20 protein-coding genes are annotated in these 24,558 nt (G+C 73.0%); 3 read left to right on the top strand and 17 right to left on the bottom strand.

Annotation, left to right across the window (positions count from 1 at the left end):
- Positions 1 to 357: 357 nt before the first annotated feature.
- The 12 genes from galE to rsmI all read right to left on the bottom strand — a co-directional run bounded on the left by galE (position 358) and on the right by rsmI (position 15,714).
- Positions 358 to 1,332 (bottom strand): UDP-glucose 4-epimerase GalE, encoded by a 975-nt coding sequence (gene galE / locus ACFWBW_RS32235; RefSeq protein WP_385380085.1) that lies wholly within the window; start codon positions 1,330 to 1,332, stop codon positions 358 to 360.
- A gap of 97 nt (positions 1,333 to 1,429) precedes the next feature.
- Positions 1,430 to 2,119 (bottom strand): response regulator transcription factor, encoded by a 690-nt coding sequence (locus ACFWBW_RS32230; RefSeq protein ID WP_385380127.1) that lies wholly within the window; start codon positions 2,117 to 2,119, stop codon positions 1,430 to 1,432.
- Positions 2,120 to 2,286: 167 nt separating this feature from the next.
- Positions 2,287 to 4,002: a PQQ-binding-like beta-propeller repeat protein gene (locus tag ACFWBW_RS32225; RefSeq protein WP_385380082.1), complete on the bottom strand. Its 1,716-nt coding sequence runs from the start codon at positions 4,000 to 4,002 to the stop codon at positions 2,287 to 2,289.
- Positions 4,003 to 4,060: 58 nt separating this feature from the next.
- A complete protein-coding gene (locus tag ACFWBW_RS32220; RefSeq protein ID WP_385380079.1) occupies positions 4,061 to 5,773 on the bottom strand; it encodes a PQQ-binding-like beta-propeller repeat protein in 1,713 nt (570 codons plus the stop codon).
- 163 nt (positions 5,774 to 5,936) lie between these two features.
- A complete protein-coding gene (locus tag ACFWBW_RS32215) occupies positions 5,937 to 7,736 on the bottom strand; it encodes an ABC-F family ATP-binding cassette domain-containing protein (RefSeq protein WP_385380076.1) in 1,800 nt (599 codons plus the stop codon).
- A gap of 41 nt (positions 7,737 to 7,777) precedes the next feature.
- Positions 7,778 to 9,091, bottom strand: a complete 1,314-nt coding sequence (locus ACFWBW_RS32210; RefSeq protein WP_385380073.1) for an acyltransferase — start codon at positions 9,089 to 9,091, stop codon at positions 7,778 to 7,780.
- Positions 9,092 to 9,209: 118 nt separating this feature from the next.
- The gene (locus ACFWBW_RS32205; protein ID WP_385380070.1) at positions 9,210 to 10,106 is read right to left on the bottom strand and encodes a 4-(cytidine 5'-diphospho)-2-C-methyl-D-erythritol kinase; all 897 of its coding nucleotides are present in this window, start codon (positions 10,104 to 10,106) and stop codon (positions 9,210 to 9,212) included.
- The gene (gene rsmA / locus ACFWBW_RS32200) at positions 10,103 to 10,942 is read right to left on the bottom strand and encodes a 16S rRNA (adenine(1518)-N(6)/adenine(1519)-N(6))-dimethyltransferase RsmA (protein ID WP_327309406.1); all 840 of its coding nucleotides are present in this window, start codon (positions 10,940 to 10,942) and stop codon (positions 10,103 to 10,105) included. Before rsmA ends, ACFWBW_RS32205 begins: the two co-directional genes overlap by 4 nt.
- Before the next feature lie 110 nt (positions 10,943 to 11,052).
- The gene (locus tag ACFWBW_RS32195) at positions 11,053 to 12,498 is read right to left on the bottom strand and encodes a ubiquitin-like domain-containing protein (protein WP_385380067.1); all 1,446 of its coding nucleotides are present in this window, start codon (positions 12,496 to 12,498) and stop codon (positions 11,053 to 11,055) included.
- 724 nt (positions 12,499 to 13,222) lie between these two features.
- On the bottom strand, positions 13,223 to 14,101 hold the full coding sequence (locus tag ACFWBW_RS32190; protein ID WP_385380065.1) for a TatD family hydrolase: 879 nt from the start codon (positions 14,099 to 14,101) through the stop codon (positions 13,223 to 13,225).
- A gap of 10 nt (positions 14,102 to 14,111) precedes the next feature.
- Complete coding sequence (locus ACFWBW_RS32185; protein WP_385380124.1) at positions 14,112 to 14,492, bottom strand: hypothetical protein; 381 nt, start codon at positions 14,490 to 14,492, stop codon at positions 14,112 to 14,114.
- A gap of 283 nt (positions 14,493 to 14,775) precedes the next feature.
- A complete protein-coding gene (gene rsmI, locus ACFWBW_RS32180; protein WP_385380062.1) occupies positions 14,776 to 15,714 on the bottom strand; it encodes a 16S rRNA (cytidine(1402)-2'-O)-methyltransferase in 939 nt (312 codons plus the stop codon).
- Positions 15,715 to 15,802: 88 nt separating this feature from the next.
- Here rsmI and ACFWBW_RS32175 point away from each other — a divergent pair, with 88 nt between their 5' ends.
- Both ACFWBW_RS32175 and ACFWBW_RS32170 read left to right on the top strand, forming a co-directional pair.
- Positions 15,803 to 17,584: a dolichyl-phosphate-mannose--protein mannosyltransferase gene (locus ACFWBW_RS32175; RefSeq protein WP_385380059.1), complete on the top strand. Its 1,782-nt coding sequence runs from the start codon at positions 15,803 to 15,805 to the stop codon at positions 17,582 to 17,584.
- Between the two features lie 143 nt (positions 17,585 to 17,727).
- Entirely contained in the window at positions 17,728 to 19,374 is a 1,647-nt protein-coding gene (locus ACFWBW_RS32170; protein ID WP_385380056.1) for a penicillin-binding transpeptidase domain-containing protein, read from the top strand.
- Positions 19,375 to 19,415: 41 nt separating this feature from the next.
- Here the strand turns inward: ACFWBW_RS32170 and ACFWBW_RS32165 are convergent, their stop codons facing one another.
- The 5 genes from ACFWBW_RS32165 to ACFWBW_RS32145 form a co-directional block, all read right to left on the bottom strand.
- The gene (locus ACFWBW_RS32165; RefSeq protein ID WP_385380053.1) at positions 19,416 to 19,889 is read right to left on the bottom strand and encodes a YbaK/EbsC family protein; all 474 of its coding nucleotides are present in this window, start codon (positions 19,887 to 19,889) and stop codon (positions 19,416 to 19,418) included.
- Positions 19,890 to 19,932: 43 nt separating this feature from the next.
- Positions 19,933 to 21,099 carry a serine hydrolase domain-containing protein gene (locus ACFWBW_RS32160; protein WP_385380050.1) on the bottom strand — a complete coding sequence of 389 codons (1,167 nt, stop codon included), beginning with the start codon at positions 21,097 to 21,099 and terminating at the stop codon, positions 19,933 to 19,935.
- A gap of 62 nt (positions 21,100 to 21,161) precedes the next feature.
- Complete coding sequence (locus ACFWBW_RS32155; protein WP_385380047.1) at positions 21,162 to 21,950, bottom strand: energy-coupling factor ABC transporter ATP-binding protein; 789 nt, start codon at positions 21,948 to 21,950, stop codon at positions 21,162 to 21,164.
- Positions 21,938 to 22,699 (bottom strand): cobalt ECF transporter T component CbiQ, encoded by a 762-nt coding sequence (gene cbiQ / locus ACFWBW_RS32150; RefSeq protein WP_385380044.1) that lies wholly within the window; start codon positions 22,697 to 22,699, stop codon positions 21,938 to 21,940. The genes ACFWBW_RS32155 and cbiQ overlap by 13 nt, the downstream gene beginning before the upstream one ends.
- Before the next feature lies 1 nt (position 22,700).
- A complete protein-coding gene (locus ACFWBW_RS32145; protein WP_385380041.1) occupies positions 22,701 to 23,765 on the bottom strand; it encodes an energy-coupling factor ABC transporter permease in 1,065 nt (354 codons plus the stop codon).
- A 195-nt stretch (positions 23,766 to 23,960) separates the two neighbouring features.
- Here ACFWBW_RS32145 and ACFWBW_RS32140 point away from each other — a divergent pair, with 195 nt between their 5' ends.
- On the top strand, positions 23,961 to 24,413 hold the full coding sequence (locus tag ACFWBW_RS32140) for an SsgA family sporulation/cell division regulator (RefSeq protein WP_385380038.1): 453 nt from the start codon (positions 23,961 to 23,963) through the stop codon (positions 24,411 to 24,413).
- Positions 24,414 to 24,558: the final 145 nt, after the last annotated feature.

Raw genomic sequence — 24,558 nt, 5'->3', positions numbered from 1 at the left:
GACTTGTCTCGACCCCTGAATCAACACCGGCCCCCACCGGTGTCACGCATCAGCGTAGGGCCGCGGTCGCCTCGTGGTTGGCCGAATTACAGAAGTTTTCCGAGCGATTTTCCGGCGAGCCGGTTCCGGAGGAGCTCCGGAGTGGCTTGAAAGCGACTACTTCCCGCCCGTGGAAGTCCCGTTCCGTCCGGTCGCGTGCCATGGGCAGTTGCACGGGGGGTATTTCACTCGGCGTGCGCACGCCGGGCGCCCGCGCGCAGCGCCCGGCGAGGGCGCGCCCCGAACGCACGCGCGCCCCCGCCCTGGTGGGAGCGGGGGCGCGGGAGTGTCAGGGGTGGGGCAGGGGTGCCCGCGGGCTCAGCCGCGCCGGGCGCGGGTGAAGTTCCAGGCGTCCGTCACGATGCCCGTGAGGTCCGAGCGGCTCGGGGTCCAGCCGAGGCGCTCGTGGGCCGTGCGGGCGGAGGCGACGAGGAAGGCCGGGTCACCGGCCCGGCGGGGGGCCACGATCTCGGGAATCTCCTTCCCGGTGACCTTGCGGACCGTCTCGATGACCTCGCGGACCGAAAACCCGCTGCCGTTGCCGAGGTTGCACACCAGGTGCTCCCCCTCGGCGGCGACCCGCAGCGCCGCCAGGTGGGCCTCGGCCAGGTCGGCGACGTGGATGTAGTCCCGTACGCAGGTGCCGTCCGGTGTCGGGTAGTCCTCGCCGAAAACGGAGATCGACTCCCGCTCGCCGAGCGCCACTTGCAGCACCAGCGGGATCAGGTGGGTCTCGGGGTCGTGCAGCTCTCCGAACTGCCCGTACGCCCCGGCCACGTTGAAGTAGCGCAGCGAGACCGCCGCGAGGCCGTGTGCCGCGCACTCCCCCGCGATCATGTGGTCGACGGCCAGCTTCGAGGCTCCGTACGGGTTGGTGGGGGCGGTCACCGAGGACTCGGTCAACGGCCCGTCGCCGGGCTCCCCGTAGGTCGCCGCGGTGGAGGAGAACACCAGTCGGCGCACGCCCGCCCCGCGCATCGCGGCCAGCAGGGCCAGGGTGCCGCCGACGTTGTTCTCCCAGTACTTGCCCGGGTTCACCACGGATTCGCCGACCTGCGAGGAGGCCGCGAAGTGCAGGACCCCGTCGTAGGAGGGGTCCAGGTGCTCGGCGGCGTCCTGGATGCGGCCCTCGATGAACGCGGCGCCGGCCGGCACCCCGGAACGGAAGCCGGTGGAGAGGTCGTCGAGGACGGTGACCTCGTGGCCCGCCTCCAGGAGGTGGGCCGCGACCACCCCGCCCACGTATCCGGCTCCGCCGGTGACCAGGTATTTGGAAGACGCCGTCTCGCTCACGTGCCTGCTGCCTCTCGCCGGGGAAACGCACGCACCGTACGCGTGCTGGTCACCGGCATACCCGAATCCGCGCCTCCGGGGAAATCCCGGGCCCGGATCAGGGCCGGGCGCCCCCGGACGGCGGCAGTCCGGCCCGGTCCAGCAGACCGGTACGGGCGGCCAGCGCGGCCGCCTCCAGCCGCGAGCCCACGCCCAGTTTCATCAGCACCCGCTGGACGTGCGTGCGCGCGGTGCTCGGAGCGATGGCCATGCCGGCGGCGATGAGCCGGGTGTCCTCGCCCTCGGCGACCCGGACCAGCACCTCCACCTCGCGCGGGGTGAGCAGCCGCAGCAGCCTGCTGCCCTCGTCGTCGGGCTGGGCGGCGGGGTTGAGCAGCTCGGCGAAGGCCCCCTGCAACAGCTGCGGCGAGATGGCGACCTCCCCCGCCCGGGCCTTGGCCAGCGCCCGCTCCACGCCCTCGATGCGCTCGTCGTGGCGGACGTACCCCGAGGCGCCGGCCGCGAAGGCGGCGGCGATCCCGCGCGGGCTCGGCACCGGGCCCAGGACGACCACGGCGATCTGCGGACGCTCCCGCTTGATCCGCACGATCGGCTCGAAGACCCCGGGCTCGGCGGGCGTGGCGGTGCCCAGCAGGCAGACCTCCGGGGCCCGGCTGATGACCAGTTCGGCGGCGCCCGCGGCCGGGGCGGCGGCCGCCAGCACCCGGTGCCCGCGCAGTTTCAGGGCCGAGGCGAGCGCCTCGGCCAGCAGCCGGTGCTCGTCGACCACCATGACCCGTACGCCCATTGAGGTACCCACCCCCGCCCTTCTGCCCCGGCAAGCTACACGCTTGTTCGACGGTGCGGTGCGGATACCGCGCAGAAGCCCCCGGAAGGGCGGACCTTCCGGGGGCTTCCGGGGGCTTCTGGGCGTCTGCCGCGGGTTGTCCCGTCGCGGGTCGGCCCGTTACGGGGTCAGCCCGTCGTGAAGGAGACGAAGGTGTAGTACGGGTCGGAGCCCGAGGACCTGCTCATCACGGCGGTGCGGGCGATGAAAAGCTTCCCGTTGCCGTAGCGGAACTCGCCGGAGTCCGGCAGGAACTGGGTCTCGGCGCGCTGCGACTCCTTGGTCGCCGGGTTCTGCATGAGCAAGGTCTCCTTCATCGTCTTGCCGTCGATGGAGACGACCTGGCCGCCGCCGTCGTAGGGCGGGACCTTGTAGGCGATGATGTTGGAGCCGTCCATGCGCAGCGGGTAGATGGTGTAGCGCTCGCCGGCGTCGGCCCGGTCGGCGGTCAGCTTGCCGGTCTCCAGGTCGAAGGAGACGATCTCGTTGGTGCGGCCGGAGTCGCTCGTGCCCTTGTGCTCCTCGGTCGGCAGGTAGAGCTTGCCGTTGCCGATGACCATGTTGGTGCAGTCCTCGACCCCGGTGGCCCCGCACTCGGGGTTGTAGTTGCCCGAGGTGAGCGGGATGCGCGCCTTGAGCTGGCCCGCGTCGTCGAGGACGAAGAGGTCGCTGACGCCGATGGCGTTCTTGGAGGTGTTGTTGACGTCCGCCGCGACGATCAGCGGCTTGGCGGAGACGATCTGGGCGAACTCCAGCCCCTCGGGGAGCTTGTACGAGGACTTCTGCGCGCCGGTGACCGGGTCCAGGACCTGGGCGGACAGCGTGTAGCCCGTGCTCCGGCCGCAGCGGCGGATCACGGCGAGGGCCGGGCCGCCCGCGTAGCCGAGGTCCCCGCACCGGTCCGCGTCCATCTTGGGCGACCACAGGACCTTGCCGTCGGCGAGGTTCCAGGCGGCGCCGCCGCTCAGGCCGCCCGCGGCGACGGTCTGGCCGCTGACGGTCACCTCGGCGAGCACGACGGGCTTGTCGCCGCCGGTCTGGGACTTGGCGGTGGCCTTCCACAGCAGCTTGCCGGTGTTCAGGTCGATGACGCCGACCTGCCTGCACTGCGGGTACTTCTTCTCGGCCGTCGGCATGGCCTCGTCGAAGAGGATCGCCGTCTTGTTGTCCGAGACCCAGCGGCTGGCGGCGCAGACGTTGGCGTCGAGCGGGATCTCCCACTTCTTCGAGCCGTCGGCCAGGTTGTAGCCAACGATCTTGGCCATGTCGGACTTGGCGTAGGTGGTGTCGGTGATCCAGGAGCCGGGGATCTGGACGATCTCCTTCGACTCCGGCATCGGGACGTTGACCAGGGTCTTCGACTTGGTCTTGGCAGGTACCTTCTCGGTGCCTCCGCCACCCGGGGCGTCGTCGCCGCCGGGGCTCTCGCTGCCGCCGGCCACGGGCTGCTTGCCGGAACCCTCCTCGCCGGAGACGTACCAGAAGCCGCCGCCGACGATGAGGACGATGGCCAGGAGGGCCGCGCCGACGATCATCAGCTGGGTGCGTACGTCGTTGCCGCCGCCGGCCGGGACAGCCGGGTCCTGGGCCGCGTACATGGGCGCGGTGACGGGCTGCGGCTGCTGCGGGTAGCCGTAGGCCTGCTCCTGCGGGTACCCGTACGAGGCCTGCGTGCCGGGGGACGCGGCCGGCGCCGGGACGGTCGGCGGCTGGCTGGGCGGCGGGGGCGGGGGGCCGGCCGGCATGGGCGGGAGCGGGGGCGGGGTGAACCCGCCCGGCGGCTGGTCCTTCGGCGCGCCGAAACCGCCGGACGGCGGCTGGCTGGGGGGCGGCGGGGTACTCATCGGTGCTCTTGCCTCTCGGTGGGCGGTTCGGCGGACTGCTCGTTCTCGGGGCGGTCGCTCACTTGCCGAAGACCATCAGGAACTTCTCGCTCTTGTTGTCGGCCTTCAGGTGGGAGGCGGAGACGAACAGCCGGCCGTCCACGTAGTCCACCTTCGGGGCGAGGAAGGAGCTCTCCACCGGGGCGGCGGGGCCGGACGGGTTGCGCAGGACCGCGGTGGGCGTGCCCCCGGCGGCCGGGATCGTGAGGACCTCGCCGCCCTTCTCCCGCTCCGCCTCGCGGTAGACGACGACCTGGCCGCCCGCCGCCTTCAGCGGGGTGAGGCTGCGGCCCTCGCCGGCCGGGGTGCGCCACTTCACCTTGCCGGTGGTGAGGTCGAAGGCGACGATCTCGTTCGGCTGGCCGATGTCGGCCTTGGTGGGCAGGTAGAGGGTGTTCGCGTCCACGTAGGAGGAACCACAGCTCTGGATCGAGCGGTTGAAGCTGAAGAGACCGCCGCAGCCGACCGGGAAGCTGCCTTCGCCGGAGACGGTGGTGCGCTGCTTGCCGTCGGGTCCGAGGACCACGATGGAGCGCTCCTTGCTCTCGCTGTTGCCGAGGTCGAGGACGATCGGGTCCAGCGAGTAGACGTTCTTGACCTGGAAGCCCTTGGGGAGCTTGTAGATCCAGGTGTTCTTGCCGGTGGCCGGGTCGGCGTCCATGACCTGGACGGTCTTGTCGGTGTCCTGGCAGGTGGCGACGGCGAGCATCTTGCCGTTCATGGCGGCGTAGTCGCTGGGCTGGCAGCCCGTTTCCACCTTGCTGCTGAAGAGCTTGTCCCCGGTGCTGACCTTGAACGCGCTGCTCGTGCCCATCCGGTTGACGACGACGGCGTCACCGGTGAGGGCGAGGTCGGGGGAGGTGAAGATGTCGAAGAGCCCTTCCTTCGGGACCTCCTTCGACCACCCCTCCTTGCCGGCCTTGAGGTCGATCATCCGCATCTGGTTGCAGTCGGCGGATTCGGACTCGCCGTTCTTGTACATGACGACGGTCTTGCCGTCCTCGGTCATGTCGGTGACCCCGCAGATCACGGCGGGGAGGGTGAAGGTCCACTTCTCCTTGCCGTCCTTGACCCCGTAGCCGGTGACCGACTTCCAGACGCTCTTGACGACGGTGTCGCCGACGATCCACTGGCCCTTGGAGTCGACGCCCGAGCCGGGGCCGTCGATCTTGCTGCTCTTGAACCAGAGGACCTTGTCCTCGCCCTGCTTGCGGCCGGCGTTGAGGTCTTCCTCCTCCTCACCGCCGTTGCCGCTGCCGTCGCCCTTGTCCACCGGGGCGGAGGGCGAGGCCTTGTCGTCCGCGGGCGGCGCGGAGTCCTGCGCGACGGGCTGGTCCGCGCCCTTGTCCTTGCCGGCGAAGAACGCGAAATAGCCGCCGGTGCCCAGGACGAGCACGCCGGCGACGGCGGCCGCGATCAGCAGGGCGAGCTTCTTCTTCGGCCCGCCGGGCGGACCGGGCGGCATGCCGGGGGCGCCGGGGGCCATGTGCGGGGGCGGCGGCGGGAAGCCGTAGCCCCCGGGCGGCTGCTGGCCGTACGGGCCCTGCGGCTGCTGGCCGTACGGACCCTGCTGCTGGGGCTGCTGCTGGGGCTGGGGCGGCTGCTGGGGCTGCTGCGCGTACGGGTTCTCGCCCTGCGGCGGGAACCCGTAACCGGGCTGCGGGGGCCCTGGCAGGTGCCCGTAACCGGAAGGGTTCGGCGGCTGGTTCGGCGGCTGGGGCGGCTCGGTCATCAGCGCATACCTTCGGCTTCGGGTGTGGGAGGAAGCCCTTTCTATCACTGACGACGAGAACCGCGCCGGGCCGGTCCGACCCCTGTACCCAAGGGAGGACCGGCCCGTGATGCCGTCGTTATCGGCCAGTTGGGGCGCGCGGGCCCCGGAGGCGGGACGCGCCCTACGCGTCCTCGGCGAGCTCCAGCCAGCGCATCTCCAACTCGTCCCGGTCCGAGATGAGTTCCCGCAGCTCGGCGTCGAGCTTGGCGACCTTGTCGAAGTCTGTGGAGTTCTCGGCGATCTGGGCGTGCAGGCTGCTCTCGCGGTCCGTCATCTTGTTGAGCTGCCGCTCGATCTTCTGCAGCTCCTTCTTCGCGGCGCGCGCGTCCCCGGAGGCCGAGGACTTTCCGGCGGCGGCCGGGGCGGACACCGGAGCGGCCGCGTCGATCATCTTCTGGCGGCGCTCCAGGTACTCGTCGAGGCCGCGCGGCAGCATCCGCAGGCTCGCGTCGCCCAGCAGGGCCATGACCGTGTCGGTGGTGCGCTCGATGAAGAACCGGTCGTGCGAGATCACGATCATCGACCCGGGCCAGCCGTCGAGGAGGTCCTCCAGCTGGGTCAGGGTCTCGATGTCGAGGTCGTTGGTGGGCTCGTCGAGGAAGAGGACGTTGGGCTCGTCCATCAGCAGGCGCAGGATCTGCAGCCGGCGCCGCTCGCCACCGGAGAGGTCGCCGACGGGCGTCCACTGCTTCTCCTTGGTGAAGCCGAACTGCTCGCACAGCTGCCCGGCCGTCATCTCGCGGCCCTGGCCGAGGTCGACCCGGTCGCGGACGCGCTGGACGGCCTCCAGGACCCGCAGGGACGGGTCGAGTTCGCCGACCTCCTGGGAGAGGTAGGCCAGCTTGACGGTCTTGCCGACGGTCACGGTGCCGGCGGCCGGCTGGACCTCGCCCTGGGTGCGGGCGGCCTCGCCGAGGGCGCGCAGCAGGGAGGTCTTGCCGGCGCCGTTGACGCCGACGAGACCTACGCGGTCGCCGGGGCCCAGGTGCCAGGTGAGGTGCTTGAGGAGGGTCTTGGGGCCGGCCTGGACGGTCACGTCCTCCAGGTCGAACACCGTCTTGCCGAGGCGGGCGTTCGCGAACTTCATCAGCGCGGACTTGTCGCGCGGCGGCGGCACGTCGGCGATCAGCTCGTTGGCGGCCTCGATGCGGTAGCGCGGCTTGGAGGTGCGGGCCGGGGCGCCGCGGCGCAGCCAGGCCAGCTCCTTGCGCATCAGGTTCTGCCGCTTGGACTCCTCGGTCGCGGCGATGCGGTCGCGCTCGGCGCGGGCGAAGACGTAGTCGCTGTAGCCGCCCTCGTACTCGTGGACCTCTCCGCGCTGCACGTCCCACATGCGGGTGCAGACCTGATCGAGGAACCACCGGTCGTGGGTGACGCAGACGAGCGCGGAGCGGCGCTCCTGAAGGTGCTTGGCCAGCCAGGAGATGCCCTCGACGTCGAGGTGGTTGGTGGGCTCGTCGAGTACGAGGAGGTCCTGGTCGGCGATGAGCAGCTTGGCGAGCGCGATGCGGCGGCGCTCGCCACCGGAGAGCGGCCCGATGACCGTGTCGAGTCCCTGGCCGAAGCCGGGCAGGTCGAGCCCGCCGAACAGGCCGGTCAGCACGTCGCGGATCTTGGAGTTGCCGGCCCACTCGTGGTCGGCCATGTCCCCGATGATCTCGTGACGGACGGTGGCCTTGGGGTCGAGGGAGTCGTGCTGGGTGAGCACGCCCATGTGCAGGCCGCTGTTCTGGGTGACCCGGCCGGTGTCGGGTTCCTCCAGCTTGGCGAGCATGCGGATGAGGGTGGTCTTGCCGTCGCCGTTGCGGCCTACGACACCGATCCGGTCCCCCTCGGATACGCCGAGGGAGATGCCGTCGAGCAGGGTACGGGTGCCGTACACCTTGCTGACTGCCTCGACATTGACCAGGTTGACGGCCATCAGGAGCGCTCCAGGGAAGGGGTGTGGATCAGCCCCTCAGCCTAACTCCGCGAAGTGCCGGACCGTTCCACCAGCAGCCAGCCGCCCAGGGCCATGCCGATCGCGGCGGGCGCGGTGACCGGGAGCGCGATCAGGGTGGCGCTGTGGCCTTCCAGGAGCCCGCCGAGGCCGGTCGTGGAGAGTCCGAGGATCCCGAGGAGACAGAGCGCGGTGCCGAGGGCGGCGCGGGGGCCGGAGCGGGGGCCGGCGCTGCTCGTGCTGCCTGCGGCAGGTGCCTCGAAGCGCCGGAAGACCGCGACGAGTACGCAGGTCAGCGCGGCGGCGGCGAGGAACCGGACGGGGACCTGGGCCCACCAGGCGGCCCCGGCGGGCTCGGGCAGGGCGAAGCCGAGGCCGAGCTGGGCGGCGTACACGGCGAGCATCGCGGTGAGGTGCCAGAGGAAGGCCGTCATGGCGACCCCGTTGGCGGCGACCACGCCGCGCCAGACCCGGGGCCGGGCCAGCCAGGCGGCGGCGGGGCCCCTGAGCAGCTCCACGGCGCCCACGAGCCAGATCCCGTGCGCGAGCAGGGCGAGGGTGGGCGGGGCCATGTTGGAGACCTTCTCCCCGGGCATCCCGACCATGGACAGCGGGTACGGACCGTACGCCACCAGCAGGACGGCCCCGGCGAGCCCGGCGGCGGCGAGGACGCCGGGACGGCGGAGCCGCCCGTCGGCGCGCAGGAAGCCCAGCTGATGCACGGCGAGCCAGACGAAGGCGAAGTTCAGGAACTCGGCGTACGGGACACCGCCCGCGAAGCGCAGCAGGTCGACGACGGCGGCGGCCGCGGCCAGGGCCCCGAAGGCGGCCCAGCCGTGGCGCTCGTGCAGCCTCAGCAGGGGCGGGGTGAGGGCGACCATCGCGAGGTAGATCCCGATGAACCACAGCGGCTGCGTGACCAGCCGGAACGCGGCCCCGGACAGTCGCCCGCCGCCCCCGCCGAGGAGCTGCGCGACGAGGGCGACGGCGGTCCATACGGCGACGAACACCAGGGTGGGCCGCAGCAGCCGGCGGAGCCGGGCCCGCAGGAAGGCGGCGTACACCGGGCCGTCGGTGCGGCGCGCGAGGGACCGGTAGGACAGGGCGTGCGAGAAGCCGCCGACGAAGAAGAACACCGGCATGACCTGCAGCGCCCAGGTGAGCACCTGGAGCGGCGGCACGACGGCGAGCAGGTTCCCTATGCCGTCGGTGCTGACGGCGGCCATCAGCCAGTGACCCGCGATGACGGTCCCGAGCGAGGCGACCCGGAGCAGGTCGACGTAGCGGTCCCGCGTGGCGGGGGTGGCGGTGGCGATGTCGCTTGCGCTGGCTCCCATGGGGTTACGGTCCCGCGCGGGCGGGGGCCGGAACAGGGCGCGGGTACTCACTCCCGCCTGGGTACCCGGGGGTGGTGCCCCGGCCCGAGGTCCCGGCGGCGGGGCCGCAGACGGCCGGTCAGAGGAGGGTCGCGCCCGGGGCCGGGCTCGTCGCCACGTGCGTGCTGCGGCAGGTGCCGGAGGCGTCGAGGGCCGCCGCGACCTTCATCGCCGACTCCGCGTCGCGGACCAGGAAGGCCGTCGTGGGGCCGGATCCGGAGACCAGCCCGGCCAGGGCTCCGGCCCCGGTGCCCGCCGCGAGGGTGTCCGCCAGCGACGGCCGCAGCGAAAGGGCGGCGGGCTGGAGCCCGTTGGCCAGGGTCGCGGCCAGCTCGTCCGGGTCGCCGGAGGCCAGGGCCGCGAGGAGGGCCGGGGAGGCCTGCGGGGCGGGGACCTCCGTGCCGGCGGTGAGCCGGTCGAACTCGCGGAACACCGCCGGGGTGGAGAGCCCGCCGTCGGCCACCGCGAACACCCAGTGGAAGGTGCCGGCGGCCACCGGGGTCAGGATCTCCCCGCGCCCGGTACCCAGCGCCGCCCCGCCGACCAGGCTGAACGGCACGTCGCTGCCCAGCTCCGCGCAGATGGCGAGGAGTTCCGGGGCCGGGGTCTTCAGGCCCCAGAGGGCGTCGCAGGCGAGCAGGGCGGCCGCCCCGTCGGCGCTGCCGCCGGCCATGCCGCCGGCCACCGGGATCCGCTTCTCGATGTGGAGGTGGACGTCGGGGCTCAGCCCGGCCCGCTCCGCGAGGATCTCCGCGGCCCGGGCCGCGAGGTTGGTCCGGTCGAGCGGCACCTGGTCGGCGTCCGGCCCGGCGCAGGTCACGGTCAGTTCGCCGGCCGTGGTCGCGGTGACCTCGTCGTGGAGGGAGACCGCCAGGAAGACGTTGGCGAGGTCGTGGAAGCCGTCCGGCCGGGCCGCGCCCACCGCGAGCTGGACGTTGACCTTTGCGGGGACCCGTACGGTGATCGTCCCGCTCACAGCGCGGGCCTCTCCGCGGCGGGCTTGTGCTCGGCGATCGCCGCGAACTCCTCGACGGTGAGGGACTCGCCGCGGGCCTGCGGGGAGACCCCGGCGGCGACCAGAGCCGCCTCGGCGCCCGCGGCGGACCCGGCCCAGCCGGACAGCGCCGCGCGCAGCGTCTTGCGGCGCTGCGCGAAGGCGGCGTCGACGACCGCGAAGACCTCGGCCTTGGTCGCGGTGGTCTTGACCGGCTCCGCCCGGCGGACCAGGGAGACGAGTCCGGAGTCGACGTTCGGGGCGGGCCAGAAGACCTTGCGGCCGATGGCGCCGGCCCGCTTGACGTCCGCGTACCAGTTGGCCTTGACCGAGGGGACCCCGTAGACCTTGTTGCCGGGCTCGGCGGCCAGTCGGTCGGCGACCTCGGCCTGCACCATGACCAGGGTCCGCTCGATGCTCGGGAAGCGGTCGAGCATGGTGAGCAGGACCGGCACGGCCACGTTGTAGGGGAGGTTCGCGACGAGCGCGGTCGGCGGCGGGCCGGGCAGCTCCTTGACCAGCATCGCGTCGGAGTGGACCAGCGTGAAGCGGTCCTTGCGCTCCGGCATCCGCGCCTCGATGGTGGCGGGCAGCGCGGCGGCCAGGATGTCGTCGATCTCGACGGCGACGACCCGGTCGGCGGCCTCCAGCAGTGCGAGCGTCAGCGAGCCCAGTCCGGGCCCGACCTCGACGACCACGTCGTCCGGCCGGACCTCGGCGGTGCGCACGATGCGGCGCACCGTGTTGGCGTCGATGACGAAGTTCTGGCCCTTCTGCTTCGTCGGCCGTACGCCGAGTACGGCGGCCAGCTCCCGGATGTCGGCCGCGCCGAGGAGGGCGGAGGTCTCGGGCGCGGACGTCCCGGGTGCGGACGTCTCCGGCGCGGAGGTCTCCGGCGCGGTGTTTTCGGGCTGCTGCTCTGCGGTGCTCACCGATAAAGGGTACGGCCGCAGTGTGGCCAGGGACTCGCCCCCCGCTGTACGTAGAGCTTCTTCGCCCGGTACGTCTGTTCCGGGCCCGGAGCGTCCTGCGGGCGGCCGCTGCCGCCGAGGGCCTGCCAGGTCTGTACGTCGAACTGGTACAGCCCCCCGTACGTGCCCGAGGGGTCCGTGGCGCCGGGCCGGCCGCCCGACTCGCAGCGGGCCAGCGCACCCCAGTCGAGGCCGTCCGCGCCCTGGACGGAGGTCGGCAGCGGCCTGGTGCCGACCTTGACGAGCTGGCTGACGGGCGCGCGGACGGTCTCCTCGGCGATCCTGCGGGGCTTCTGCCGGACCCCGTTGACGGTCCGCAGGCTGTACGTGACCCTGCGCGCCCCGGGCCGCCCCGAGCGCTCGACGACTTCGGTGCCGGCGAAGAGGGAGGAGTCCTTGACCCGCTCGGTCACGTACGGGATCCGCTCCTCGCGGATCTCGCGGGTTCCGGTGATGCGGAGCACGGTGACGGTCTGGCCGTCGCGCGGGAAGGAGCCGGCGGGCACGGAGGTGGTGTCCTGGCCGTGCAGGGTGATCCCCGCTTCGCCGAGGGCCTCCTGGACGGTGGCGGCGTTGGTGCGGATCGCCCGCTCGCGGCCGTCGGCCATGAAGGTGATGCTGCGTTCGGTGCGGACGGCGAGGGTCAGGCCGGTCCGGGGGACGGCGGCGGTGCGGGGCGCGGAGAGGTAGGCGCCCTCGGCGCGGATGCCGAACTGGCGCAGCGCGCCGTCCACGGTGCGGGCGGTGGTCCACACCTCGCGCCGCTGTCCGTCGAGGGTCAGGCTCAGCGGGCGGCCGTAGCGCAGGACGATCTCGTCCCCGTCGTCGAGGACCTCCGCCCCGGCCGGGGCGACGAGGTCGTGGGGGCCGACGCCGAGGCCCTCGGCGGCGAGCAGCTCGTCCACGTCGTCGGCGAAGGTGTGCAGGGTCCGCGGGACTCCGTCGACGGTGAGGCGCACGGCCTTGTCGGCGGCGACGAAGGCGGTGGTGCCGCCCGCCAGGAACGCGACGACCAGGGCCTGCGGCACGATGCGCCGCCAGGTGTCCCGGGGCGCGGGGGCGGCGCTCCTGCGCCGCCTCGGACCGGGGACGGGGCCGGTGCCCGACCCCGGTCCGGCCGGCGCGGGCACGGTGTCGAGTCCGCCTCCGCCTGCGCCCCTGCGGCGCCCGGTGCCCGCGGGGGCCGGTCCGGCCGGGGCGGTGTCCACGGGCGCCACCGGCGCGCCGCGACGGCGACGGCCGGTGGCCGGGGCTTCCGTCTCGGGGGCGAGGTCCGGGGCGAGGACCTGGGCGGCGGCGGCAACCGGTGCCGCAGCCGGGGCGGGGGTCCGCCCGTGCGCCCGGCGGCCCGCCCCTGACTCGGCGGCCGCCCGCCGCCGCCCGCCGCCCCGGGGCGCGGGCACCCCTGGCTCCGGGTGAGGCCCCGGGGAGAAAGCCGAGTACGGGTCCACCCCCTGCCCCGGCACCAGGTCCGGGACCGCCCCCGAGCCCCGGTACGGGTCCGGATCCGAGCCGGAGCTCCGGTACGGGCCCGGGTCCGGGGCCGAGCCCCGGTGTGCGTCCGGGTCCGGGGTCGAGCCCCGGTATGGGTCCGGGTCCGGGGTCGAACCCCTGTATGGGTCCGGGGTCGGGTCCGATCCCGATCCCGCGTACGGGTCCGGGTCCGGGTCCGACTCCGAGCCCCGGTAAGGGTCCCCGCCCGGACCCGCGTACGGGTCCCGGTCCGGGTAAGGCCCCGGTGCGGCGTCCGGGGCCTGGGCCGACGCTCTGGGAACCCGATACGGGGACGGATCCATGCCCGGGTCCGGGTCCGGGTCGCCGTCCGTGCCGCCGCTCGGGAACGGGCCCCGGGCCGGGTGCGGGTCCGGTTCCGTGGTCGGGTCCGCGGCCGCGGCCCAGGGGTCGCGTCCACCGGCCGGCCAGGCCACATCGCTCATCGCGCTCGCTCCACTGGTCCGTCCGGCTGCTTCGGGCACGGCACCCTAGCGGAGCGATCGTCACTCATCAAAGTCGGGCGGCTACGGAACGTGGCGAACGGGTGAGACGGTCCGGCCGGCGGCCCGGCCGGCCGTCGGCAGGCGCCGTAGGAGACCCCGTGGACGACCCGAAGCGGCCCGCCGGAGGTGCTCAGTACGCGAAGGCGCGAGCCGTGTTGGCCGCCAGTGCCGTCGCCATGGCGTCCTCGTCGATGCCCCGGACCGCGGCCATCGCCCGCACGGTCAGCGGGATGAGGTAGGGCGCGTTGGGCCGTCCGCGGTAGGGGGCCGGCGTGAGGTACGGGGCGTCCGTCTCCACGAGGACCAGCTCCAGCGGGGCCACCGCGAGGGCTTCCCGCAGGGGCGCCGCGTTCTTGAAGGTGACGGTCCCGGCGAAGGACATGTAGTAGCCGGCGGCGGCGCATTCACGGGCCATCTCCGCGTCGCCGGAGTAGCAGTGGAAGACGGTCCGCTCGGGGGCTCCCTCCTCGCGCAGGACGCGCAGCACGTCCGCGTGCGCCTCGCGGTCGTGGATGACCAGGGCCTTGCCCTGCCGCTTGGCGATCTCGATGTGCGCGCGGAAGGAGCGCTCCTGCGCGGCCATGCCCTCGGGGCCGGTCCGGAAGTAGTCGAGGCCGGTCTCGCCGACCGCCTTCACGTGCGCGAGGGCCGCCAGGGCCTCGATCTCCGCGAGCGCGTCGTCGAGCGCCGCCTCGCCGCCGCCCGTCCGGGCGCCCTGCCTGGACCAGCCGTCGGGGTCCCCGTGCACGATCCGGGGGGCTTCGTTGGGGTGCAGGGCCACGGCCGCGTGGACGGATCCGTACGCGGCGGCGGTCTCGGCGGCCCAGCGGGAGCCCTTCACGTCGCAGCCCACCTGGACGACGGTGGTCACCCCGACGGAGGCGGCCTTGGCCAAGGCCTCCTCGACGGTGCCGGACTGCATGTCCAGGTGGGTGTGGGAGTCGGCGACCGCCACCCGCAGCGGTTCGGGCAGCGGGGGCGGCGCGTCGTTCGGCGTACTACGGCTCATACGGCCGATCTTATGACCGGCGGAAGAACCCCAGCAGCCTGGCCATCAGCCCGGGCCGTTCCACGTGGACCGGGCCGGGAGCCTCGTGCAGGACCGCCTTGCCGGGCTTGGGGGCCTTGGGGGCCTTCTCGGAGTACCCGGCGGGCACCGGGCCGGCGATCCCGGGGGCCGCGCGGTGGTGGTAGAGCTGGTCGAGCATGCCGATGACCGACTTGACCTGGCCCTCCCGCATGATCCGCACCACGTGGCCGCCGCAGTTCATGCAGGTCGGGTTGGACAGCGGGGAGGGCACCCGCTCGCCGTCCGCCGTGTAGACGATGAACGGCAGGCCCCGGCCGTCGGTGTGGTGCTCAATCTCGTATCCCTGCTCCCAGCCGTATCCGCACTTCATGCACGCGAAGGAGTACGCCTCGTGCACGGTCGGCACGGCCTCGGGAGCGGGCCCCGTCGAAGGGAGGGCCGGGACGGCCGGTGCGGCGACCGTCGAAGTGATGGGTCCGGCGGATGGGGGGCGGGGTTCGGCGATCTCACTCATGCCAGCTCCTCTTGTTCCACTGCTGCCATTGCCAGTGGACGCCTCTTCGGGCGGGAGCGCATCAGGCCCTGTCCAGTGTTGGACGGTCCTTGGGCGAGTCATGCCCAAAGCGCCCGGTGCGCGGTCTGAGCTTTGCCTTTCAGGTTAGCTCTTTACCGACCGACGGCGACTTTTGTGCCGCGTTCTTTGCCGCGACGACCGCGTCGAACACCTCGCGCTTGGGTACGCCGGCCTCGGCCGCGACCGCCGCGATGGCCTCCTTGCGCCGCTCCCCCGCCTCCTCGCGCACCCGTACCCGGTTCACCAGCTCCTCGGCGTCCACATCGCCGGGGGCCGCGGCCGGGGCGCCCTCGACGACCACGGTGATCTCCCCGCGCACGCCTTCGGCGGCCCAGGCGGCCAGCTCGCCGAGCCCGCCGCGCTTGATCTCCTCGTAGGTCTTGGTCAGCTCGCGGCAGACGGCGGCGCGCCGGTCGGCGCCGAAGACCTCGGCCATCGCGGCCAGGGTGTCGTCGAGCCGGTGCGGGGCCTCGAAGTAGACGAGGGTGCGGCGTTCGGCGGCGAGCTCGCGGAGCTTGCCGAGGCGCTCGCCCGCCTTGCGCGGCAGGAAGCCCTCGAAGCAGAAGCGGTCGACCGGCAGCCCGGAGAGGGCGAGCGCGGTGAGGACGGCGGAGGGCCCGGGGACGGCCGTGACCTTGATGTCCTTCTCCACGGCGGCGGCGACGAGCCGGTAGCCGGGGTCGGAGACCGAGGGCATGCCGGCGTCCGTCACCAGCAGGACGCGCTTGCCGGCCTCCAGGGCCTCGACCAGTTCGGGGGTGCGCGCGGACTCGTTGCCCTCGAAGTACGACAGGACGCGCCCGGTGGTGTGCACGCCGAGCCCCTGGGTCAGCCTGCGCAGCCGCCGGGTGTCCTCGGCGGCGATCACGTCGGCCCGCTCGAGCTCCGAGGCGAGCCGCGGCGGGGCGTCGGCGAGGTCGCCGATGGGGGTCCCGGCGAGGACGAGGACGCCTCCCGCGAGTGCGTCGGAGGGGGCCGGGGAGGGGGCTTCGGCGGAGCGGGGCTGGTCAGTGGTCACCGCCCCATCCTCTCAGCCGCCCCAACCGCCGCGCCCCACACTCCCGTCCCCCTGGGTCCGGCACAGGGTCGTTCCCTACGATGTGCCGGTGACCAGTACCGCGACGCCGCCGCCCAGCCCTGCGGGGGCCCCGCCCGCCACCGAGGCCGGGCCCGGCCCGGACCCCGCCGACCAGCCGTCCCCCTGGCTGCGCCGCCTGCGCGGCTTCGGCTACGTTCCGCCCGCCGGGGCGAAGCGGCAGTCGGACGTGCGCACCCGCCTGGTGCCCCCGTACGCACGGCCCTCCGCCCAGCTGTGGGCGCAGCTCGGGGTCGGCCCGGCCGCGGCGGAGCGCTGGGAGAGGGTGCTGGCGTGGGCCGGGCCGCTGCTGGTGGCGCTGGTCGCCGGGGTGCTGCGGTTCGCCCATCTGGGCAGCCCGAAGGCGGTGATATTCGACGAGACGTACTACGCCAAGGACGCCTGGGCCACGATCAAGCAGGGCTACGAGGCGAGCTGGCCCAAGGACATCGACAAGTCGATCCTCGCCAATCCCAACGGGGTCTCCCTCCCGCTGGACCCGGGCTACGTCGTGCACCCGCCGGTCGGCAAATGGGTGATCGGCCTGGGCGAGTGGATGTTCGGCTTCGACCCCTTCGGCTGGCGGTTCATGACGGCGGTGCTCGGCACCCTGTCCGTCCTGATGCTGTGCCGCATCGGGCGGCGGCTGTTCCGCTCCACCTTCCTGGGCTGCCTTGCCGGCCTCCTGCTGGCGGTGGACGGCCTGCACCTGGTGATGAGCCGGACCGCGCTGCTCGACCTGGTGCTGATGTTCTTCGTGCTGGGCGCCTTCGGCTCGCTGGTGATCGACCGGGACAAGGTGCGGGCCCGGCTCGCGGCGGCGCTCCCGGTGGACGAGGAGGGGCGGACCCGCCCGGACGCCCGGATCGCGGAGACGCTGAAGCTGGGCTGGCGCCCGTACCGGCTGCTGGCCGGCGTCTGCCTGGGCCTGGCCTTCGGCACGAAGTGGAACGGCCTGATCGTGCTGGCCTTCTTCGGCGTGCTGACGGTCCTGTGGGACGCGGCCGCGCGCCGCACGGCGGGCGCGGGCGCCCCGTACGCGGCGATGCTGCGCCGCGACAGCTGGACCGGCTTCCTCTCCCTGGTCCCCGTGGCGATCTCCGTCTACGTGGCCTCGTGGCTCGGCTGGATCCTCTCCCCCGACAACGGCAAGGGCGGCTACTTCCGCGACTGGGCCGCCAAGAACGACCAGAACAGCACGTGGTCCTTCCTGCCCGAGTGGCTGCGGAGCCTGTGGCACTACGAGACGGAGGTCTACAGGTTCCACGTGGGCCTGACCTCGGGCCACACCTACGAGTCGAACCCGTGGAGCTGGCTGGTCCTGGGCCGCCCCGTCTCCTACTTCTACGAGTCCCCCGCACCCGGCACCGACGGCTGCCCGGCGACGGAGACCGCCAAGTGCGCGCGCGAGGTACTGGCGCTCGGCACGCCGCTGCTGTGGTGGGCGGGCTGCTTCGCGCTGCTGTACGTGCTGTGGCGGTGGTTGTTCCGCCGCGACTGGCGGGCGGGCGCGATCGCGTGCGCGCTGGGCGCGGGCCTGCTGCCCTGGTTCAACTACCAGGAGCGGACCATCTTCTTCTTCTACGCGGTGGTCTTCGTCCCGTACCTGTGCCTGGCGGTGGCCATGATGATCGGCGCCCTGCTGGGCCCGGCCGGCTCCTCGGAACGCCGCCGCGCCCTGGGGGCGGTGGCGGCCGGGGTGCTGGTGCTCCTGATCGTGTGGAACTTCATCTACTTCTGGCCGATCTACACGGGCCAGACCATCCCGATGGATTCCTGGCAGAACCGGATGTGGCTGGACACCTGGGTGTAGGGGGGCCTGTGTGAGCCTGGTCAAGCTCCGGTAACAACCCCGGGGGCGCGTGTCTGTTCGACGTATGGTCTATTCCACGGGCTCCTTGAACGCGTTCAGTGTTCACGGACGGGAGCCGCGGACCACGGGGACGGGGACAGGGAATGAACGGGGCCGCTAAGGGGGCCATCATCGGCGGGGTGTTCCTCGCGATGGTGGGCGGAGCGGGATACGGGGTGTACGCGCTGGTGGGGGACGCCGGCGGGGACGGCACCCGGAACACGAGCGCGACCGGACCGGCGGTGCCCGCCAAGGGCAGCGGGCCGGTCAGCGACAAGGACGCCGCGGCGACCGCCAAGGCGTTCTTCGCCGCGTGGACGGCCGGGGACGCCCGGGCGGGGGCCGACCTGACGAACAACCCGGCGGAGGCGCAGGGCGCCCTCGGTGATTTCGCGGCCAAGGCCTACGTGTCCAAGGTCGCGATCACCCCCGGCACCCAGACCGGGACCACGGTGGCGTACTCCGTCGCCGCGGAGGTCACCTACGAGGGGGTCACCAAGCCCCTCGCCTACGAGTCAGCGCTGACCGTGGTCCGCGGCAACAGCACCGGGCTGCCGCTCGTCGACTGGCAGCCCTCGGTGCTCCACCCGGAGCTCCGGAAGGGCGAGAAGCTGCGCGGCGGCGCCCCGGCCAACCCGCCGGTCAAGGCCGTCGACCGCAAGGGCAGGGAGCTGACGGCCGAGAAGTACCCGTCGCTGCGCCCGGTGCTCGACAGCCTGCGCAAGACCTACGGGGAGCGGCAGGGCGGCAAGGCCGGCGCCGAGCTGTGGATCGAGCCGGTGGCCCAGGAGGCGCCCCGGCGGACCCTGCTGACGCTGGTCGAGGGGAAGGCGGGGGAGATCCAGACCGTCCTGGACGCGGACGTCCAGGCGGCCGCCGAGAAGGCGGTCCTGAAGTTCCCGCAGGCCTCGGTGGTCGCGGTCCAGCCGAGCACCGGCAACGTTCTGGCCATCGCCGACCACCGCGGGGACGGCTTCCCCGCCTCCATCAGCGGAGCCCGCGCGCCGGGCTCCACGATGAAGATCGTGACCGGCGCGATGCTGCTCGACCGGGGTCTGGTGGCGGCGAACAAGGTCGCCGAGTGTCCGGCCGAGGTGACGTGGGGCGGCAAGCCCTTCAGGAACCTGAAGGGCTGCAAGCTCGACGGCGAGACCTTCGCGACGAGCTTCGCCCGGTCCTGCAACACCGCCTTCATCAAGCAGATCAAGCCGGTCGACGACGACGACGCGCTCCCGAAGGAGGCCCGTGAGGTCTTCGGTGTCGGCGAGGGCGTCGAGTGGAAGGTCGGCGTGCCCACCGTCGACGGGAAGGTGCCGGACGCGACCGGCCCGGCGGCGGCCGCCGCGTACATCGGCCAGGGCCAGATCCAGATGAACCCGCTGACGATGGCCTCGATCACGGCCACCGCCCGGACCGGGGTGTTCCGCCAGCCGGTGGTCGTCAAGGCCTCGCTGGACGGCCGCGAGATCGCGAAGGCCGGCCGGAAGATGAAGCCCTCGGTGGCGGCGCAGCTGGTGCGGATGATGAAGCTGACCGCCACCTCGGGCACGGCCCAGGGTGCGATGTCCGCGGTCGGCGGCTCCGACAAGGGTGCGAAGACCGGCTCGGCGGAGGTCGACGGGGCGCAGAACCCGGACAGCTGGTTCACCGGCTTCAGCGGGGACGTCGCGGCCGCGGCGATGGTCGAGGGCGGCGGCCACGGCGGCGACGCGGCGGGCCCGATCGTGGCGGCCGTCCTGAACGCGGGCTGAATGAACGCGGGCTGACCGGGCCCGTCGAGCGACGGCCCCGGTCAGCCCTCCCGTACGTCGGCCAGCGCGGCCCCCGCGTACCGGATCAGCTCGCGCGGGTCCATCGGGAACACCGTGTGCGGGGTCCCCGCGGCCGCCCAGACCACCGCGTGGGCGAGCAGGGAGCGGTCCGCGAGGACCCGGGTGCGCGTGCGGTGCCCGAAGGGCGGGACCCCGCCGATGGCGTAGCCCGTGGTCTCCCGGACCAGGGCCGCGTCGGCCCGGGTCACGGCGCCCGCCCCGAGCTCGCGGCGCACCGCCTCCACGTCCACCCGGGAGGCCCCGTCCATGAGGACCAGTACGGGGACCCCGTCGGCGGCGAAGATCAGCGACTTGACGATCTGGCTGAGCTCGCAGCCGATCGCGGCGGCCGCGTCGGCGGCGGTCCGGGTCCCGTCGGGGAAGCTCCGTACGTCCGGCTCCAGGCCCAGTGCGGCGAGGGCTTCGGCGAAGAGGGGATGCGTGGTGGTCGTCATGACGGCACGCTAGCGCTCCCCGCACGGCCTGTGCGACGCCGTTTCACGGCCCCGGCAGCGCCGAGCGCAGGGCCCGGACCAGGGCCTGGGCGCGCGGGTCTGCGGTGACCGACTTGGCGTGGGCGTTGGTGACGTAGCCGAAGCCGATGCCCGCCTCCGGGTCCGCGAAGGCCAGCGAGCCGCCGCGGCCGGGGTGCCCGAAGGAGGCCGGGGACAGCAGCGGGGAAGCCGGGCCGTGCAGCATGTAGCCGGGGCCGAAGCGGGTGTTGACCACCAGCACGCGGTCGGGGCCCGAGGAGAACTCCTTGCCGGCGAGCGCGGTGGTGGCCGGCGTGAAGATCCGGGCGCCGTCCTCGACCACCCCGATGGTGGCCGCGTAGAACCGGGCCAGCGCGCGGGCCGTCCCGATGCCCGCCGATGCCGGCAGTTCGGCGGCCCGGTAGACGGGGTCGTTCTCGTCCGGCAGCGGGTCGATGGCCGCGAAGGCGCGGCGGGTGAGGGAGTCCGGATCGGCGTAGGCCGCGGAAACGTTTCGCTTCGGCCGGGTCCTGAGCGTGCCCGCGCTCTCCGGCGGATCGACCGGCGCCACCCGGCCCACCCGGTGCTCCTCGGACTCCGGCAGGCCGATCCAGAAGTCCAGGCCCAGCGGCTCCGCGATCTCCTCGGCCAGGATGCCCCCCAGCGAACGGCCGGTCGCCCGCAGCACCAGCTCGGACAGCAGCCAGCTGAAGGTCTGCGCGTGGTAGCCGTGCTCGGTGCCGGGCTCCCAGAAGGCCTGCTGGGCGGCGACCGCGCGCGGTCCCGAGACCCCGTCCGCGGCCTCGGCCACCGTCAGCCCGCGGTCCAGGGCCGGGACGCCCGCCCTGTGCGCGAGCAGGTCACGGACCCGGGTCTTCTCCTTGCCGCCCGCCTTGAACTCCGGCCAGTACGAGCCCACCGGCGCGTCCAGGTCCAGCAGTCCGCGCTGCTGAAGCAGCAGCGGTACGGCGGCGGCCACGCCCTTGGTCGCCGAGCGCACGATCTGTGCGGTGTCCTCGGTCCACGGCTCCGCGCCGTTCGCGTCCTTGGTGCCGGCCCAGAGGTCCACGACCTTGCGCCCGTCCCGGTACACGGCCACGGCCGCGCCCCGGTCCCCGAGCACCTGGAAGTTGCGTACGAACGCGTCCCTGACGGGCTCGAAGCCCTCCGCCACCACACCCTTGATGTCCACGGGGTGTGCAACAACCTCCGACCGGCGCTTATGCCACCGCTGTGCTCATCTCACCACTGTGCTCATCCCACCGACACCGAGCGCGGGTCGAAGCCGAAGGGCAGCTCCAGGCGGTGCGCCCGCATCAGCTTCTCGTCGCACAGCACGTCCTGGGTCCTGCCGTCCGCCACGATGGTCCCCTCGCTGAGGATCACCGAGCGCGGGCAGAGCTCCAGCGCGTAGGGCAGGTCGTGCGTGACCATCAGCACGGTGACGTCCAGCGAGCGCAGGATGTCCGCGAGCTCGCGGCGCGAGGCCGGGTCCAGGTTGGAGGACGGCTCGTCCAGGACGAGGATCTCGGGCCGCATGGCCAGTACGGTCGCCACCGCGACCCGGCGGCGCTGCCCGAAGGAGAGGTGGTGCGGGGGCCGGTCCGCGAAGTCGGCCATCCCGACCTGCTCCAGGGCGGCCCGCACCCGCTCCTCCAGCTCGGCGCCGCGCAGTCCGGCGGCGGCCGGGCCGAAGGCCACGTCCTCCCGGACGGTCGGCATGAACAGCTGGTCGTCGGGGTCCTGGAAGACGATGCCGACCCGGCGGCGGATCTCGGCGAAGTTGCGCTTCTCCACGGCCAGCCCGGCCACGCTCACGGAGCCGACGCCGCCGGTCAGGATGCCGTTGAGGTGCAGCACCAGGGTGGTCTTGCCGGCGCCGTTGGGCCCGAGCAGCGCCACCCGCTCCCCCTGCCCGACCGTGAGGTCGACCCCGAAGAGGGCCTGGTGCCCGTCGGGGTAGGCGTAGGCGAGGCCGGCGACTTCCAGCGAGGGCGGGGTGGGGGCCTGGGAGGCGGTCACGGGGTCGTTCACATGGTCCATCCCATCAGACAGACGGCGAGCGCCGTCACCGGGAGCGCGGAGGCGTACGCCCACTGCGTGCGGGTGGCCGTCACCTCGTCGATCACCGGCATGGAGCCGGCGTAGCCGCGGCTGACCATCGCGAGGTAGACCCGCTCGCCGCGCTCGTAGGAGCGGATGAACAGGGCTCCGGCGGTCTTCGCGAGGACCCCCCAGTGCCGGATCCCGCGCGCCTCGAAGCCGCGGGAGCGCCGGGCGATGGACATCCGGCGCAGCTCGTCGCTGATGACGTCCCCGTACCGGATCATGAAGGAGGCGATCTGGACGAGCAGCGGCGGCAGCTTGAGCCGCTGGAGGCCCAGCAGCAGGGCCCGCAGCTCGGTGGTGGAGGCCAGGAGAACGGACGCGGCCACGCCGAGGGTGCCCTTGGCCAGCACGTTCCAGGCGCCCCAGAGGCCGGAGACGCTGAGCGACATGCCGAGGACCTCGACCCGCTCGCCCTGGGCCACGAAGGGCATCAGGACGGCGAAGGCGACGAAGGGCACCTCGATGAGGAGCCTGCGCAGCAGGAAGCCGGCCGGGATCCGGGCCGCGGCCGCGGCCGCGGCGATGAGCAGGGCGTACAGGCCGAAGGCCCACACCGCCTCGCGCGGTGTGGACACGACGACGATCACGAAGCCGAAGGTCGCGGCGAGTTTGCAGTGCGGCGGCAGGTCGTGGACCGGGGAGTTCCCGGGCCGGTAGAGCTTGTGGGCGTGGCCCGCGCCCATGTCAGGCGACCGGTACGGCCGTGGAGGCGGCCGTCAGGTCGGCGGCTCGGCGGCGGCGGACGGTCCAGAACACGCCGGTGCCGACGACGACGGTCGCGCCCACGCCGATGATGCCGGCGAGGCCGCCGGAGAGGCGGGCGTCGGAGACGTCCTTGACGCCGTAGTCGGCGAGCGGGGAGTCGGCGGCCGCGTGCTCGGTGACCTTCTGGCCGATGCCGTTGTCGGCGGCGACCTTCTCCAGTCCGTCGGGGCTGGAGGAGGCGTAGAAGGAGACGAAGCCGGCCAGGGCCAGCGCGGCGACCAGGCCGGTGATCCAGACGGGCTTCGTGGAGCGGGCGGCGGCGGGCACGGCGGCCGGGGCGGCGGGGGCGGCGGGGGCGTCGACCAGCTCGCCGCCGACGCGCAGCTTCAGCGGGGTGGTCAGGCCGCGGGCGCCGTGGACGAGGTCGGGGCGGACGGCGATCACGGCGCCGACGGTGGCGGCCGTGATGACGGCCTCGCCGATGCCGATGAGGACGTGGACTCCGACCATGGCCCCGAACACCTTGACGAGCGGGACGTCGGTGGTGCCGCCGAGGGCGAAGAGGAGGGTGAAGAAGGCGGCTGCGGCGGGCACGGAGAGCAGGGCTCCGGCGAAGGCGGCGACGGTGACCGAGCGGCGGCTGTCGGGCAGCAGTTTGACCAGCCCGCGGAAGACGGCGTAGGCGACGACCACGGTGACGACGCCCATGGTGACGATGTTGACGCCGAGGGCGGTCAGGCCGCCGTCGGCGAACAGGAGGCCCTGCATGAGCAGGACCACGGACACGCACAGCACGCCCGTGTAGGGGCCGACGAGGATCGCCGCGAGCGCGCCTCCCAGAAGGTGGCCGCTTGTTCCGGCCGCGACGGGGAAGTTGAGCATCTGTACGGCGAAGATGAAGGCGGCGACGAGGCCGGCGAGCGGCGCAGTGCGCTCGTCGAGTTCCCGGCGGGCGCCACGGAGGCTGACCGCCACGGCTCCGGCGGCGGCGACACCTGCGGCAATGGAGACGGGGGCATCGATGAAGCCGTCGGGCACATGCATGGTTCTGCTCCGCTTCCTGCGGTCCGGCGAACGGTCCGTTGAGCTGACAAAGTCTTTAACCGTTCAAGAATAGAGCCTTCTTGCGAACAGTTGGCAAGAGCGGTGGCGCCACAAATAGCTCCGCGCGGATTCGTGGGAATGTGCGAGGCTGGGGTCAATACGGACGCAAATGTTCCGATTCGAGGAGTCTTGTCGATGTCAGCCGCCGCCGAGAATCCATCCGCAGGTGCCACCGCGACCCGGGCCGCGAGCACCACGACCCCCCTCTTCGAGGCCCCCTTCGACGAGGCCCCCTTCATCGAGGAACGCGTCCGCGCCCGAGTGATCACCGACGACCCGCTCTACCGGGCCATCCCGGTCGCCCTGCGCTTCGTCCCCGACGAGCCCCTGGCCGTACGGATCGTCTTCCCCGCCGACCTCTCCCCCGAGGGCACCGACAACGAGTGGGTCTTCCCCCGCGCCCTCCTGGAAGCCGGCCTCCAGGCCCCGACCGGGACCGGCGACGTACGCGTATGGCCCTGCGGGCGCGTCCAGGCCGTCGTCGAGTTCCACTCCCCGGAGGGCGTCGCGGTGGTCCAGTTCGACATCGCCGCGCTGCGCCGCTTCCTGCGCCGTACGTACGCGCCCGCGCCCGCCGCCACCCGTTAGGCCCAGCGGGGCCCGCCCGATCCGGACGGGCCCCGCAGCGGAAGCAGGGAAGGACAAAACCCCCCCAGCGGGGGGGAGTCCTCTGTTTTCCTGCTTAAAAAAAAAAAGAGCCAAAGCGGCCCACCCCCCCCCCTCTTTTTCCACC

The sequence above is a fragment of the Streptomyces sp. NPDC059957 genome (assembly GCF_042730015.1).
Lineage (GTDB): Bacteria > Actinomycetota > Actinomycetes > Streptomycetales > Streptomycetaceae > Streptomyces.
The sequence above is the reverse complement of the archived record's forward strand: the minus strand, read 5'-3'. Positions and strand labels throughout refer to the sequence as shown.